Source organism: Agrobacterium albertimagni AOL15 (assembly GCF_000300855.1).
GTDB classification, from domain to species: Bacteria; Pseudomonadota; Alphaproteobacteria; order Rhizobiales; family Rhizobiaceae; genus Allorhizobium; species Allorhizobium albertimagni.
The window spans coordinates 32,748-47,884 of record NZ_ALJF01000015.1 but is presented as its reverse complement, the minus strand read 5'-3'; the positions used below and the strand labels follow the sequence as shown (position 1 = coordinate 47,884).

The 15,137-nt window shown below is 59.5% G+C and carries 12 protein-coding genes; 8 read left to right on the top strand and 4 right to left on the bottom strand.

Annotation, left to right across the window (positions count from 1 at the left end):
• Positions 1–76 precede the first annotated feature (76 nt).
• From QWE_RS19130 to QWE_RS25355, 3 genes are all read left to right on the top strand, one after another.
• Complete coding sequence (locus QWE_RS19130; RefSeq protein WP_040300672.1) at positions 77–1,153, top strand: MarR family transcriptional regulator; 1,077 nt, start codon at positions 77–79, stop codon at positions 1,151–1,153.
• Positions 1,153–2,040, top strand: a complete 888-nt coding sequence (locus QWE_RS19125) for an antitoxin (protein WP_006727821.1) — start codon at positions 1,153–1,155, stop codon at positions 2,038–2,040. The genes QWE_RS19130 and QWE_RS19125 overlap by 1 nt, the downstream gene beginning before the upstream one ends.
• 351 nt (positions 2,041–2,391) lie before the next feature.
• Positions 2,392–2,736, top strand: coding sequence for a hypothetical protein (locus QWE_RS25355; RefSeq protein ID WP_157790739.1), 345 nt, complete (start codon positions 2,392–2,394; stop codon positions 2,734–2,736).
• Between the two features lie 284 nt (positions 2,737–3,020).
• On the opposite strand, the gene QWE_RS19115 is transcribed toward QWE_RS25355, so the two are convergent.
• The 4 genes from QWE_RS19115 to QWE_RS19100 form a co-directional block, all read right to left on the bottom strand.
• Entirely contained in the window at positions 3,021–4,157 is a 1,137-nt protein-coding gene (locus QWE_RS19115) for a thermonuclease family protein (RefSeq protein ID WP_006727819.1), read from the bottom strand.
• 364 nt (positions 4,158–4,521) lie between these two features.
• Complete coding sequence (locus QWE_RS19110) at positions 4,522–5,103, bottom strand: DUF1349 domain-containing protein (protein WP_006727818.1); 582 nt, start codon at positions 5,101–5,103, stop codon at positions 4,522–4,524.
• 322 nt (positions 5,104–5,425) lie between these two features.
• Positions 5,426–7,540, bottom strand: a complete 2,115-nt coding sequence (locus tag QWE_RS19105) for a sensor histidine kinase (protein WP_006727817.1) — start codon at positions 7,538–7,540, stop codon at positions 5,426–5,428.
• The gene (locus QWE_RS19100) at positions 7,537–8,277 is read right to left on the bottom strand and encodes a response regulator transcription factor (protein WP_040300670.1); all 741 of its coding nucleotides are present in this window, start codon (positions 8,275–8,277) and stop codon (positions 7,537–7,539) included. Before QWE_RS19100 ends, QWE_RS19105 begins: the two co-directional genes overlap by 4 nt.
• A gap of 231 nt (positions 8,278–8,508) precedes the next feature.
• Here QWE_RS19100 and QWE_RS19095 point away from each other — a divergent pair, with 231 nt between their 5' ends.
• The 5 genes from QWE_RS19095 (at position 8,509) to QWE_RS19075 (ending at position 14,844) form a co-directional block, all read left to right on the top strand.
• Entirely contained in the window at positions 8,509–9,513 is a 1,005-nt protein-coding gene (locus tag QWE_RS19095; RefSeq protein ID WP_052018232.1) for an ABC transporter substrate-binding protein, read from the top strand.
• Between the two features lie 105 nt (positions 9,514–9,618).
• Positions 9,619–10,644: an ABC transporter substrate-binding protein gene (locus QWE_RS19090; RefSeq protein ID WP_006727814.1), complete on the top strand. Its 1,026-nt coding sequence runs from the start codon at positions 9,619–9,621 to the stop codon at positions 10,642–10,644.
• A 77-nt stretch (positions 10,645–10,721) separates the two neighbouring features.
• Positions 10,722–12,953, top strand: coding sequence for an ABC transporter permease (locus QWE_RS19085; RefSeq protein ID WP_006727813.1), 2,232 nt, complete (start codon positions 10,722–10,724; stop codon positions 12,951–12,953).
• Complete coding sequence (locus QWE_RS19080; RefSeq protein WP_006727812.1) at positions 12,950–14,008, top strand: ABC transporter ATP-binding protein; 1,059 nt, start codon at positions 12,950–12,952, stop codon at positions 14,006–14,008. The genes QWE_RS19085 and QWE_RS19080 overlap by 4 nt, the downstream gene beginning before the upstream one ends.
• A gap of 32 nt (positions 14,009–14,040) precedes the next feature.
• Positions 14,041–14,844, top strand: coding sequence for an inositol monophosphatase family protein (locus QWE_RS19075; protein WP_006727811.1), 804 nt, complete (start codon positions 14,041–14,043; stop codon positions 14,842–14,844).
• Positions 14,845–15,137: the final 293 nt, after the last annotated feature.

Sequence of the window (15,137 nt, the reverse complement as noted above, 5' to 3'; positions counted from 1 at the left end):
CACAGTGAATATCATTTTTTTGTTGAACATTCAGGATTTATGCATTATTCACTGCGCAGTGAAGCGGGTATGCGCGATGAATAACAGTCTTGAATATCTGCTGGTTGACGAATTCCGCCAAACTCTGGACCGGATACCGGGCGGCGCCGTCTACCAGGTAGAGCGAGAAAGCCCTCTAGACAGGTTCCGCGTTGACGCAGTCGTCAAAGCTACACTTCGCGACAGCGAGGCCACTTTCGTCATCGAGTGCAAGAGGTCTGGCTTCCCAAGAGATGTCCGCGCTGCAATCTATCAGCTCCATAGCTATCTCAGTCAAACAGGCGACCTCGGGTCTGACATTGTCCCCGTTATCGCCTCCGAGGCTCTTTCGGATGGAGCGATGAACCTCCTGAAGGAGGAAGGCGTTGGATACTTCGATCTAGACGGCAACCTGTTTTTGCCAGGCAAGTCCTTCTATGTGCTGATCGAAAAGCCGCGAAGCGATAAGAAGCGAAAAATCACCTCATCTATCTTCAAAGGGAAACGCGCAAGGGCGCTCCACGCAGTGTGGCTTGCCGGTGATGCGTGGTTCAGTGTCGGCGAAATCGCCGACCGCGCCGGCGTATCAGCAGGTACTGCATCTGAGACACTGACATCACTGGAGGAGAGAGAATGGGTGGCAACAAGAGGCCAGGGGCCAAGCAAGGAGAGGATGCTCAAGAGCCGTACCGAACTGCTGGACGCATGGTCGGACGCTTGTCGTGCAATCAAGCCGCCAGCGACGCGACGCTACTATATGAAGAATGGCACGCCCCAGTCGATCATGCAAATGATCGACGACGTGAGCGAACGCAACGGCTGGCAGTATGAGATCACTGGGGAGGCCGCAGCTCAACTCTATTCCCCATATCTGTCGACCGTCTCGCAGGTACGGTGCAGACTGAACATCCTGGACCGCATCGATCTGGCTGAGCATTATGATCTTCGCCCGACATCTCAAGGCTGGAATCTCTCGATTCTCTATCCTGAAGCCGATGGCGACCTTCCGTTCCGGACATTCCGGGACGGCGTCTGGTTCGCCGACGAACTGCAGACCTATTTCGATCTGCTACAGGCCGGCGGCCGCGCGAAAGACTTTGCGGCCCATCTTCGCCAGGAAATTTTGAAAGCGTGATGATGAAGCCGAATGTACTGAACGGATATAAGGAAGAGATCACCGCCCAATGTGAGCGGGTGCTGGTAAGTCTCCTTCGCGGCTTTGGCCCCTGGAAGGATTCTGTATACCTCGTGGGAGGCCTCGCGCCGCGATATCTCGCGCCTTCGAGGCCGCCCGGAGCAGTCCATGCCGGGACCGGTGACGTCGACCTCGTCGTCGACATGGCCATTCTCACGGATGTGGAAGCCTATCACACGCTGGAAGACAATCTCAAAAAGATGGGATTTGAACGCGCAGAGAATGCTCAGGGCAAGAAGGTCAACTGGCGCTGGCAAGCGCCTGTGAAAGTCGGTGCGGCGATCGTCCTTGAGTTCCTTGCCAACGACCCAAAGCTTGGCGGCGGGAAAGTCCAGGAACTCCCCACCGAGGGTAATGTCTCAGCCATCAATATTCCGTATGCATCCATGGTGTTTGATCTCCACGAAAAAATCGAGGTCACTGCCGAACTCTTGAATGGCGACGGCAAAACCACGGAAACCATCTCATACGCCAATATCGTCAGCTTCACCTGCCTTAAGGCATTCGCGTTCGACCATCGTGGCGAACGCAAAGACGCGCACGATCTGATCTATTGCCTCGAAAATACGGAAGGTGGGATCGACAAGGCTGCCGAAGCTTTCAGATCAGCCCTCAAGGGCAAACACGCAGGTGCAATCCAGGCCGCCATCGACATTCTAAAAAAGCGCTTCTGCGACGACGAGAAAACTGAAGGGCACGAAAAGGATGGCCCGACCTCACTTGCAAACTTCGAGATCGAAGGAGATGAGCCGGAAGACCGCGAGACGAGAAGCCTGCGACGTCGTCAGGCAAGTGACCTCGTCATGTCCCTTTTGAAGGCGATCTAGCCCGCCGGATAATGAACGGCGCGCCGATGGAAGGTGAGCCGTTTTCCTCTCGAAGCTCACAACAAAACATCGTTGTCGGTCGCGGTAGCCTTTTTCCGCGACCAAAGCTCGGACTTTCCATCCATGACGATCATATCCAATGGAAACGCACGTCCCGCAGCGCACGAGTTGCACCGAAGGTCGAGCTCATACCTATTGGAAACGTCACCCGTTCTGCCAGCCGATCCGGAGCGACCGAGCGTTGGTTGGGATTGCAACCCAGATTCAAAATCCGTGATGCAGGGTTGCAAGTATGGGTTTGTCCGCTCTCTCCCCATGGCTACTCTCGTTGCATGGGATGGGGATGCCGACGTGCGCAGACGCGGTTTCATTCTTGCCAGTGGATTGTCGCCTCTTGGCCCGCGACTGGGACAATTTGGCCTTTCAACGATCCTGTTTTCGACGACCTCGCTCACCACCGCCAATGCGCGCGGAAATACCGGCCGGCTCGTGAAACTGGCCAAGCTTGCCGCCATCCGCGGCGACTGGAACGGGCAGGGAGCCGCCAACCTCATTACCAGTCTCTTAGCCGTTCAGTCGGAGACTTGTTTGATGATGTCTATTCACTCATGCTGCGCCTGCTTCAGCACGCTTTCGCGTCCGGCGCCGGTGGGCCCGCAGCCTCATTCTTCTGTGACGCAGCCATCAATGCCATGACCACCCTCATCCAGCCGCTCGGGGAGGAGTTAGCGCTTCTGCCGTCGGGCCACCCCGACGGATCACGGGCTGGCACGGCTTTTGGTCTGACCCGTCACGTAACTCTGCCATCGCAAGCGACCATTGCACGCATCGTCGCCGCCGAGCGTGGGCGAGAACTTGCGGAGACCGCCGGTGCCTTCGCTCGCCTTGCCGGGGCTCCCTCATCGTTTGGACTTGCAGCGGCAAACCTCAGACGGATCGTCGACAGGCTTCAAACTCCACTTTGTTGATGTGGGCTGGGCCTAAGGATAGGGCGTCAGGAAGCTGTCGGGAAGAGGCTGCCTTTGCTCATCGACCATGACAACGGGGCGGGACTCGAAGACCACTTCACCCGCCCGGTAGCGGAAGGCCCCATCGGGGCCGATCAACGACCCCATGGACAATTTCCTGGCCGCCGACCAATCCCCGCTTGCCGCGATGAAGTCGCTTAACATCACCACTTCTTCGTCATTGCCGCGCATGTAGTCCAGAAGGGTGGTTGGATCGCCGAGAGCGTCTTGCCGTCCGACCCAGTCGATGCAGCGCCGATAGAGCTTGGGATCGAAACATTTGGAACGGAATGAATCCGTGCCGCGAATAGAGTTCGAACCATTGTCGTCCTGGTCTGTGTCGCGCATCGACCGTGATGTGCACAGGCCCGGCTCGAAATCCTGCAACTGGCTTGAGAGATTGCTGCGCAGTTGCGACTTCCTTGCCCCGCCAGCACCGTGGCTTGCAAAAAGGCCGGTCAGACGCTGCATTTCGCCGACCGTCATGCTGCCGTAGAACGAGCAGAAGGCAAAGCCTTCCTGCAATGCCACGTCATTGAGCACGACATCCTGGCCGTTCTGCGAGAGCGTGACATATCCCACGATGCGCCCGTAGACGTCGGCCGCCCCATTGATACTGTCGGCGAGAATCTTGAGCTTGGCCGGCACGAGCACTTCCTGTTTGTCCTTGTCAAACGCACCAACCCCAAGCTTTGTGCGCAGGCTGTTGGCGAAGAAGTCGGTCGAGATCTTTCCATACGGCTGCCTGTAGGACATCTGCCGCGCGACATGCTTGGCGATCCACTTCGCATAATCCCCGTCGAACATCCCCTCACGGTAGTTCGGCGCATAATGCGTTTCGGGGGCATCGATTCCTTGTAGACGAACCGAAAGCGAGCTGCCGCCGCTGCCTCGCAGGATGGATCTAAATTTTTGCTCGCCGGGCTTGTTGTCATCCGGCTGGAAGGTGCCGCCCCGTTCAAAGAACTTTGCCACCTTCACGGGCGCGCCGTCGGAATAATAGGTTGCTGTGCTCAGGTCTGGCAAAAATTTGAGCGTGTCAACATCAGATGCGCCATGTGGCCAGTACTGGAAAACATCAGCCTGCCCATTGATCTCTACGTAGCCCATCGCAGTCCTCCCTAAGCCAGCAAGACTATGCTGGAACACGTATAGTTTGCATGTTTCAATACTTGCGTGAAGATCTATAGTTGGATGGGCAGTGACTGCCGTTCACTACTTGCGGCGTCGATGGAACATTGGGGTCGCGGGCGAGCCCGAATGGACGATACCGGGCAGACATGTCAGCCTGTTTTCAGCCTAATAATAGCCGTTCGCCTGCATCAAGTGAAACATTTCGTCACCGGATATTTCACCCGTTTTTGATGCATTCGTAATGCTTTCCAGGGTGCGTTAGCTCCCCTCAAGGGCAGATGGTTAGGGCACCTTTCGCTAGAAGCAGGCGTTGCGACCTTATTCTCAACCGCTCTTGCGTCTAGGACAGGTCGTGGAGGTCTTTGCTCAGGGCCCGCCTCAATTGCCACTCCCTAAACCTGACCTCCAAGCCGGCTCGTTCTGGAGTGCAGCACATTGGACCAACGAGATAATGATCCGCTTTCGGGAAGGGGCAGAGGCGAACGAGTGGCCAAGTCTGCCCATCCTCTGACGCTTGTATTCTTAGAACGCCGCTCTCGACGGTCACCCGGACCCAGAAATCGGAAGGGTTGCCGTTGTATCGGCACGTGGCCCAGTCGGAGGCACCATCCGTCAGCACGCTACCGAGCAAGCCATGTCCGTCGGAGAACTCGATTCCGGTCTTGACCCACCGTCTTTCGTCGAGCCTGACCATGAGGCCAGCCTGATCATAAAGATGTTGGAAATGCGCCTGGACGCGAACCTGGGCGGTGAAATCGCCTTCGGCCCGGAATGCGTAGAAATGGCCGCTGTCGCGCACAAAGCCGTAATGCGTCTCTCGCCAGAAATCGGTATTGGCGTCAGTCGTCACGAAAAGATCGGCATCCGAAACATCTGCTTTTGTGGGCTCATTGAGCCAGCGTCCATTCTTGAAACTCTGCATCGGTGTCTCCTGTGACAACACGAGGGATTGCTCCTGCGCCTCTTATGTCGATTGGTGACTTCTTGAGCCCATTTGGTGCCAACAGACAAGGATTGAAACTGATACCCCGGGTCGCGCCGAAACGCCTATCAGCTGTTTCAAGGTGGAGGATTCAACGGGGCCGGGATCGCCTGTGTGCGAGCAGCACTTGTAGTCGATACCCGGTGGAGAAACATTTTGGCCCGGTAATTCATGAACGGGGCACGCCACGCAGGCTCGTGGCCCTTGAAGATTGTTGACCCCTGGCGTCATCGGGAGACGCCCGGTGTTCGGGCTCAACCTGCTACGGCCTCCTATCCGATGTGGGGGCCGGAAAACGAAGCTCCACGCGCGTGCCTTCCCTGAGGCGAGAGCTGATCTTCACCTCACCGCCGGACTGCCGGACGAAGCCATAGACCATTGCAAGCCCGAGCCCGGAGCCTCCGGTTTTCGAGCGTGTGGTGAAATACGGTTCCATCGCCTGATCCAGGACCTCCGGTGACATGCCGACACCTTGATCTATCACGGCGATGACGACGCTACCCGCCTCCTTGCGCGCCTCTACTCTGATCGCGCCGCCGTCCGGCATCGCCGCTGATGCATTGAGGCACAGGTTAAGGATGGACTGCTCCAGAAGCATGGGGTCCAGCTCGACCGTCGGCAGGTTTGCGCTGAGCTCCAGTTCCAGCCGATTGCGCGAGCCGATTGCCATTTCCAGGACATCGGCCATGCCCTGCAGAATGGCCGCAACATCGATCGATGCCGGGTGAATCTGCTGCTGGCTGCCGACGGACAACATGCTGGAGGCAAGCGCGCGACCGCGTTCTGCAGCCTTTCGGATGCGCCCCAGATGACGTTTCTGTCGTTCGCTAAAGCCGGGCTCGCGTTCGAGAAGTCCAAGGCTGCCGGTGATGATGCCGATCATGTTGCCGACCTCGTGGCTCACCTGATGCGTCATGCGCATCACCACATCGAGCCGCTGCGCGCGGGCCGCTTCCACTTCCTGGCGATCCATGGCCGTGACATCGCGGGCAAGCAGCACGACGCCCCCGTCGGGTTGCCGTGACGCGGATATCTCCACCACCTGCTCGTCAGAGAACCTGTGCCGCAGCACGCGCCGCTCGATCAGCGAGCCGCTATCGTTTTCTGCCGGCATCAGCAATGGGTCGATCTCCGGCAATGTCCCGACAAAGCGCCGCAGTGGCATCTTTCGCGACGATCCCGTCTGACGCATCAATTCTATGATCCGGCGGTTCATCGTGATCGGTCTGCCCGATGAATCGAAGAGCGCTATGCCTTCATTCATTGTGCGAAAGGTCGAGCGGATGGTGCGCGCAGCCGCTTCTGCGGTTCTCCTCAGCCGGGAGACGCGGTCCACGCTCTCCTTGAAGGCACGAAATGCATCCAGCAGACGGATGAGTTCCGTCTCTGTCCCGGCATAGACCGGGGGGCCAACATTTTCCTCCCCACGGGCCAGTGCATTCATGCCACGCGACAGATCACCGATACCGCGTGAGACACGCATGACCGAACGAATGGAAAGGATCGCGAGGATGACGACCGCAAGGGAGGCGAGCACGATCATGACCAGCAACTGGCGCAGGGCAACAGAGGTGGATTCGAGGTTCTTGTTCAGCGCGCCGGCCACCAGCTCGCTCTGGGTTTCCGTCGCATGCGATAGATCGCGCGAGACCGAGTGCAGGCGCGAGACGGATGCGCGGATGGTGAACATCTCCAAGAGGTAGCGTGTCTGTGCCTCGAAGATCCGTCGATACGGTTCGAGTTGATCGGGCGATACGCGCAGATCGGGGCCAGGCACGATCATTCTGGCGGACGTCTCGGCAACGAAACGCCGCTGGAGTTCGCCCAGTTGGAAGAGACTGTCCGAGGTCGAGGCCGATTGGGCAATGCCGTTCAGGCGCTGCCGCAGATCCTGATCCTTTATGGCGCGCGCGGTTGCAATCTCTCCGAGCGCCACGGCTGCCTCGGCCTTGTGCCCTTGTGCGGCATCGGCATTGGCCGCGAGTGCCAGCGTCTGGACCTCGATACGTTCGAGCAGGTCGATGATGCGTCGCGCCCCGTTGCCTTGCAGAGCCGGTCCGGGCTGATCGGGTGACATGGTCTCAAGCAGGGCCTCAACCTGGGCGACCACCGCCCGGCTTTCACTCGAAACTCTGTAGGGAGACGTCGCATTCATCAGAAATGGTGCGCTGGAGACGAGGTCCGAGACCTGCCGGGAGACGAGCGAGGCCTTGGCAAGGCTCGAGAAGGCCTGCACGCTGTAGGCGGACATTTCGTTGCGCGCCCTCTGAAGGCCGTAGATTGCGACGGCCGAAAGGAGCAGCACGGAGACGCAGATGAAGGTGATCGCAAAAGGCAATCGGAAGGCGATCGACGACAGAAAGGCCCGGTTGATCAAGGTTGCGACCCGGCCTCATCCGTGTGCAGCACATAGCCCTTGCCGCGTCGCGTTTGGATATGGCGGGGCAGGTCGGGATTGCGCTCGATCTTGCGTCTCAGTCTCAGCACAAGCACGTCGACGTTTCGGTCGACAAACCGGTCGGTCTCCGCGCCCATGCGGTCAAGGATCTGCGAGCGACTGACCGGCATGTTCGGCGTTTCGGCCAGGATTTCCAGAAGTGCGAATTCGGCCGCGGTAAGCGTTCTAGCCGGATCCGTCAGGCAGAGCGCGCGTCTTTCGGTAAGATCGATGGCCCATTCTCCCAGTTTGAGCGATGGCGAATGCTGCTCACGGTCGGCTTCCCGCTCCTGGCGCAATTGCGGATGTGTACGGCGGAGCACCGCCTTGATCCTAGCCGCAAGCTCGTTTGGTTCGAACGGCTTGACCACGTAATCGTCAGCCGCCGTCTCCAGTCCCAGAACCCGATCGGCGGCACTGCCCGCCGCCGTCACCATGACAATGCCGACATCGGTCTGAGCCCTTAAGCGCTGGGCGAAGGCCCGTCCGGAAAGGCCCGGCAGATTGTGGTCGACCAAGACGAGTTGCACCGTCTCTTGCTGCAATCGTTCCTGAGCGGCTTCTGCCGAAGGCGCGGTCACCGGTATCCAGCCTTCTGCCTCCACCAGATCGCAGATAAGCTCCGCCATATCCGGATCGTCCTCGACGATCAGAATTTTTACCTTCTGGTTCAACACGTTGCAGTCCTCCCGACGGCATCATAACCGTGCCGTGACAAAATACCAAAGACTTGCTGGTTATCGCCTGAAGTCACATTTGTAATATTTGAAATCTCTGAAACGCATGGGGAGGGCCCTGTTGAAAGATCGGTAACCATTCTCGGGTTGAACGCCTGGACCGATGGCGACATGCTTTGGACATTGGAACGGGGAGGTTCCAGGGAGGACGACGTGAATTCATTGACCGTCATGGGCTTAGGGGTATTCATAACCCTCGCCACGGTGCTGCCAGGGCGCGCCGCCGGCTCGTTGAACATCCTCTGTGGTGTCGACGAAGTCTGGTGTGCCGTGATGGAGAAGACCTACGAGGCAAAGACGGGCCTTGACGTCAACATGCCGCGCATGAGCACCGGCGAGATTCTCGATCGTGTGCGTGCCGAAAGCGATGCGCCAGCTTTCGATGTCTGGTGGGGCGGCACCGGTGTCACCCATCTGCAAGCAGCTTATGAAGGATTGCTCGAGCCCTCCAGGCCGAAGCAGGAGGCCGATCTCCTTCCCTGGGCGCGCAACTTCTTTTCCCTTTCCGGCGGAAAATCCGTTGGTCTTTATGCCGGCGCGCTCGGTTTTGCCTACAACAGCGATCTGCTTTCGACGGCTCGATTGCCGGCTCCCAACTGCTGGAAGGATCTGGCAAAGCCGGTCTATCGCGGACATATCCTGTCAGGAAACCCACATTCGTCCGGCACGGCGTTCACCACACTCGTGACGCTCGTGCAGTTGCTCGGCGAGGATGAGGCTTTCGCCTATATGCGCGAACTGGACGGCAACATCATGGAATACACCAAGGCGGGTGCTGAACCGGTCAAGGCTGCGGGCAGGGGAGAGATCACCATCGGCATCTCCTTCATGCATGATGCCGTCACCCAGAAGCAGGCCGGTGCGCCGCTCGTGATCGTCGCGCCCTGTGAGGGCACTGGATATGAAATCGGTGCGGTCAGCATCATCAAGGGCAGCCGCAATCTGGAGGAGGCACGCCGCTTCCTGGACTTTGCGCTGAGCCCGGAAGGCCAGGCAACCGGCGCTGCAGCCGGTCAGAACCAGGTGCCGTCCAACGCTCGGGCCATGCTGCCACCTGCCGCCCCCGATATCTCGATGATCAAGATGGTGGATTATGACTTTGCCACCTTCGGCTCGCCCGAACAGCGAAGTCGGCTCTTGAGCCGCTTCGATAGCGAGATCAACCCGACGAACTGATTTCTTCACGACAGGACCATCTGCCACTGCGCCTCAACGGCGCTGCCGCCGAAGGTTTGTCCGCTTTCTTCGACTTCCATCAGACGCAAAAACAGGAGGATACCCATGCGACTGACAGTGCTTTCCACCCTTTTTCTCGCCACGACGAGCCTGAGTGCGGGCGCAGCGTTCGCCGCTGGTGACCTCAATGTCATCTGCGCGGCAGACGTTGTCATCTGTGAGCAGATGAAGAGCGATTTCGAGAAAGACCATGACATCAAGGTCAACATGGTGCGCATGTCCTCTGGCGAGGCCTATGCCAAGATCCGGGCCGAAGCGCGCAACCCGAAGACCGATCTCTGGTGGGCCGGCACCGGCGACCCCCATCTTCAGGCCGCATCCGAAGGCCTGACCGCGGAATACCAGTCGCCGATGCTCGACCAATTGCAGGATTGGGCGAAGAGCCAGGCTGAAAGCTCCGGCTTCAAGACCGTCGGTGTCTATGCCGGTGCCCTCGGCTGGGGCTACAACACAGACATCTTCAAGCAGAAGGGCTACAAGGAACCCGTCTGCTGGGCCGACCTTCTGGCGCCGGAACTGAAGGGCGAGATCCAGATCGCCAATCCGAATTCGTCCGGCACGGCCTATACGGCGCTGGCCTCGCTCGTCCAGATCATGGGCGAAGAGAAGGCCTTTGAATATCTGAAGGCGCTGAACGCGAACATCTCGCAATATACGAAGTCAGGCTCTGCACCAGTCAAGGCTGCCGCCCGCGGCGAGACCGGTCTCGGCATCGTCTTCATGCATGATGCCGTCGCCCAGACGGCCGAGGGCTTCCCCGTCAAGTCGATCGCCCCATGTGAGGGCACCGGTTACGAGATCGGCTCGATGTCGATCGTCAAGGGCGCACGCAACATGGACAACGCCAAGACCTGGTATGACTGGTCGCTGAAGCCGCAAGTCCAGTCCCGGATGAAGGATGCCAAATCCTTCCAGCTCCCGTCCAACAAGACCGCCGAGATTCCGAAGGAAGCGCCGCGGTTCGAGGACATCAAGCTGATCGATTACGATTTCAAGACCTATGGCGACCCGGAAAAGCGCAAGGCATTGCTCGAGCGCTGGGATCGCGAAGTCGGTGCCGTCGCCAACTGACGCGTGATCCTTCCGGCCGGCGGTCTGCGGGCTGCCGGCCCCTCCCACCTTTGCTAGACTTACGAATGAGGTCGACCATGAGACATGGCAACCGCAGACTGGACCTGTTGCTGGCCTTCGGGGCCGCGTCCTTCATTCTGCTTCCCTGGTATCGGCTGGAATCCGGCTTTTTCGGCCTGAACTGGCTTGGCAATTTTCCCTTTTCTGAGGAGACGGCGCCAGGTCTGCTGCAATTGTTCGGCTATGGTCGCCTCTGGTTGTTCGGTGTCGTTATCTTCTTCGGTCTCGGTCTTGCCGCACGCTTCATCGCCGACCCCATGCGCCGCGGAGCCTTCTTTGCCGCAGCAGGCGCGGCCGGTCTCGTCTACCTGTGTCTCCAGGGGCTCGCGATCAGCTTCTCCGGTTGGACCTGGGAGATCAGCGAAAGCCTCTTCGGTGTGCTGTCCGACGGGCAACCTTCGATGGGTGCCGGTGCCGTCTCCATGGCGATCGTCTTTGTCTTAATGTTCGCCTTCGGCCTCGTCGAACGCGGCGTGATGAAGGGTGACGCCTTCGTCGTCGGATCGATCTCGCTGCTCGTGTTTCTGGTCTTCGTCTTCGTCTTCTATCCGATCGGCAGCATGCTCGTTGCAGCCGTCCAGGATTTCGATGGCTCCTTCAAGCCCGATGGGTTCATCAAGAATCTGCAGGACCCCGGCATCTGGAGCCTGAACTGCGTGATCGGTGAAGGACGCTGCGGCGTTGCCTGGCGCACCTTCACACTCGCCATCATGACGGCCTCCGCCTCGACGCTTCTCGGCCTCGCCTTTGCGCTCGTCGCCACCCGCACCCGCTTCCCCTTCAAGAAGGGACTTCGGCTTCTCACCGTCCTGCCGATCATCACACCGCCCTTCGTCATCGGCCTTGCACTCGTCCTGCTCTTTGGCCGCGCAGGCGTGGTCACCGAGACCCTCTCGAGCTTGTTCGGGATCGAACCCGGGCGCTGGCTCTATGGTCTGACCGGCATCTGGATCGCCCAGGTCCTGTCCTTCACCCCGATTTCCTTTCTCGTCCTGATCGGCGTCGTTGAAGGTGTCAGCCCCTCCATGGAAGAGGCATCGCAGACGCTGCGGGCCGACCGCTGGCGCACTTTCTGGCGCGTGTCCTTGCCGCTGATGAAGCCGGGCCTTGCCAACGCCTTTCTCATCGGTTTCATCGAAAGCATGGCCGACTTCGGCAATCCGCTGGTGCTTGGTGGCAGCAATGGCGTGCTCTCGACCGAAATCTTCTTTGCCGTCGTCGGCTCGCAGAACGATCCGTCGCGCGCGGCGGTCCTGGCGCTCGTACTCCTGTTCTTCACACTGTCGGCCTTTCTCGCCCAGCGTCTCTGGCTGTCGGGCAAGAACTTCGCGACCGTTACCGGCAAGGGCGACAGCGGCGCCCATATCGCGCTGCCGCGTGGCATCTCGATTGGCGTGCATGCACTCGTCGTCCCATGGATGATCTTCACCGTCGTCGTCTATGGCATGATCCTCGTCGGTGGCTTCGTCACCACCTGGGGCCTCGACAACACGCTGACGCTCAATCACTACGCCCGTGCGTTTTCGGTGAGCATCGAGAACGGCTCGATTGCCTGGACCGGGGTTGCCTGGAACTCCTTGTGGACCACCATGGAGATCTCGCTCATCTCCGCACCGCTGACCGCTGCCGTCGGTTTGCTGACCGCCTACATCATCGTCCGGCAGAAGTTCGCCGGCCGGAACCTCTTCGAGTTCGCCCTGATGATGAGCTTTGCCATTCCCGGTACGGTCATCGGCGTCAGCTACATCATGGCCTTCAACCTGCCCCCGCTCGAAATGACGGGTTCGGCGCTTATTCTCATCGCCTGCTTCGTCTTCCGCAACATGCCGGTCGGGGTTCGCGGCGGGATTGCGGCCATGAGCCAGCTCGACAAGAGCCTGGACGAAGCCTCGCTGACCCTTCGCGCAAGTAGCTTCCGCACGGTGCACAAGATCATCCTGCCGCTTCTGCGGCCGGCAATTACTGCGGCCCTGGTTTATTCCTTCGTCCGCGCCATCACGTCGATCAGCGCTGTCATCTTCCTCGTCAGCGCCGAACACAACATGGCGACATCCTACATCGTAGGCCTCGTCGAAAACGGCGAATACGGTGTGGCGATCGCCTATTCCTCCATGTTGATCGTGGTGATGATCACCGTCATTGCAGGCTTTCAGCTCCTTGTCGGCGAACGCAAGTTGCGCCGCGAAAATCGTGTCGCCGGTCTCAGCGACAACAGCCCCCTTCCTCTTGGTCAGGAGAAAACCGCATGATCAATGTCAAAGCCGGATCCGTTACCTTTCAGAATGTCCGCAAGACCTTCGGTGCCTTCACGGCCATCCACGATCTGTCACTCACCATTGAACCGGGTACGCTGGTAACCCTGCTCGGACCCTCCGGCTGCGGCAAGACGACGACGCTGCGCATGCTGGCGGGGCTGGAACACCCGACGTCCGGCAAGATCCTGATCGGCGGCAAGGATGTGACCATGCTGCCGGCCAACGAACGCGACGTGTCCATGGTTTTCCAGTCCTATGCGCTCTTCCCCCACATGACTTCGCTCGAGAACGTCGCTTATGGCTTGCAGTCATCAGGCCTGGCCAAGAAGGAAGCGCGCGAAAAGGCCGAAGAAGGCCTGAAGCTCGTCGGTCTTGCCGGCATGGGCCATCGCCTGCCGGCAGAGCTTTCGGGCGGCCAGCAGCAGCGCGTCGCCGTCGCCCGTGCGCTGGTGCTGGAGCCTCAGGTGCTGCTGCTCGACGAGCCGCTTTCCAATCTCGATGCGCGTCTGCGCCGTAGGGTTCGCACTGAAATCCGTGATCTGCAGCAACGCCTTGGCTTTACCGCCGTCTATGTCACGCATGACCAGGACGAGGCGCTTGCCGTTTCCGACCGGATCATCGTGATGAAGGATGGCGAGATCGCCCAGTCGGGAGCGCCGCGCGAGCTCTACGAGGCGCCGGCCTCGCCCTTCATCGCCGACTTCATGGGCGAGGCGAATGTGCTGCCCTGTGAGGTCATCCAGTCAGATGCCGGCGAAGTCCTGGTCCGGGTCAGCAATCTCGAACATCGGCTGCAGTCGAAAGCGGCTCAGGGCCCGGCCAAGCTTGCTGTCAGACCCGGCGCCATCAGAATAGGTGCGCCGCACGCTGCAGGCTTGAGGGGCCGTGTCCTTCACTCCGCCTATCTCGGCGGCCATGTCGAATACGAGGTCGAAACCGATGTCGGGACGCTCTTCGTCATCGATCACGACGTCGACCATGCCCATGCGGCGGCGAGCGACGTCACACTTGCGTTCAAGAACCGTGGCATTGCCGTCATCAGCGGCTGACACTTGTTGCAGAAAGATCAAGGAAGAAGAGAATGACAGTGAATGATACGGCGCTCGCCGCGCGGTTTGCGCTTGCCAAGATGCTTGCCGCCGAAGCGGGCGCCATGGCGCTCGACTATTTCAACCGGCGCGACACGCTGGTGATCGAGACGAAGCGAGACCTGCAGGATGTGGTCTCGATCGCCGACCGCAATGTCGAGACCTTCCTAAAAGGACGCGTTGCCGAGATCTATGCCAATGACGGTTTTCTCGGCGAAGAATTCGGCCATGACGAAGGCTCCTCCGGCTTCACCTGGGTCGTCGACCCGATCGATGGCACAGCGCCCTTCGTCAATGGAATGCCGACCTGGTGCGTCTCCGTTGCGATTGTGCGGGAAGGGGAGCCGGTCGTCGGCGTCATTCATGTGCCCTGCTCGGATGAGCTTTACGCCTCAGCGCTCGGTTTCGGTTCAACGCTGAATGATCAGCCCCTACGCCTCGATCCTGCCCGCAATTTGCAAAATGCGATGACGGGAATTGGCTGCAACAACTACGTGACCCCTCAGCGCGTCGGCGCCATCATTGCCGGCCTTATGGACCGAGGCGGCAATTTCATCCGAAATGGGTCGGGTGCGCTGATGCTGGCCTATGTCGCAGCCGGCCGCCTAGTCGGCTATTACGAGCCCCACATGCGCGCCTGGGACTGCATGGCGGGGTTCTGCCTGGTGCGCGAAGCCGGGGGCAAGACCCTGCACTTTCCGGGGCGTGGCGCCGAGTTCCTGAATGGACATCCGGTGCTTGCGGCAAACCCGTCCTGCTATGACGAGCTGCTGGATCTTCATTTGCGCAATCTCTGACCGCCGTGCCTCCCTTTAAGCGGCGTGGATTTCGTCGAACGGCTCGCGTGAGCATGCGAGTTCCGGTCCATGCCGCGTTCAGGGAAAGGTAGGCTGGCAGGTCATGGAACTGGGCGTCGTCCGTCTGCGAGCAATGCCCGTGAGGAATTTTGTTCTGATCCTTGCAACTTGCCGGTAGACCGCGTCTCAGGACAGTGATCGCCAAGGACAATGCAAATGGCCCTGGGGCCTGCTCGAAAATGCCCTTTCGAAGCACTGGGCACGCGGGCCATGGTTCGAACAGAGAGGTCGGT

Bases quoted from the DNA above. Each gene is read 5' to 3' on its own strand.
- QWE_RS19110 (WP_006727818.1), bottom strand. From the start codon at position 5,103: ATGCAGAGTTTCAAGAATGGACGCTGGCTCAATGAGCCCACAAAAGCA.
- QWE_RS19130 (WP_040300672.1), top strand. From the start codon at position 77: ATGAATAACAGTCTTGAATATCTGCTGGTTGACGAATTCCGCCAAACT.
- QWE_RS19085 (WP_006727813.1), top strand. From the start codon at position 10,722: ATGAGACATGGCAACCGCAGACTGGACCTGTTGCTGGCCTTCGGGGCC.
- QWE_RS19115 (WP_006727819.1), bottom strand. From the start codon at position 4,157: ATGGGCTACGTAGAGATCAATGGGCAGGCTGATGTTTTCCAGTACTGG.
- QWE_RS19095 (WP_052018232.1), top strand. From the start codon at position 8,509: ATGGGCTTAGGGGTATTCATAACCCTCGCCACGGTGCTGCCAGGGCGC.
- QWE_RS19090 (WP_006727814.1), top strand. From the start codon at position 9,619: ATGCGACTGACAGTGCTTTCCACCCTTTTTCTCGCCACGACGAGCCTG.
- QWE_RS19125 (WP_006727821.1), top strand. From the start codon at position 1,153: ATGATGAAGCCGAATGTACTGAACGGATATAAGGAAGAGATCACCGCC.
- QWE_RS19075 (WP_006727811.1), top strand. From the start codon at position 14,041: ATGACAGTGAATGATACGGCGCTCGCCGCGCGGTTTGCGCTTGCCAAG.
- QWE_RS19080 (WP_006727812.1), top strand. From the start codon at position 12,950: ATGATCAATGTCAAAGCCGGATCCGTTACCTTTCAGAATGTCCGCAAG.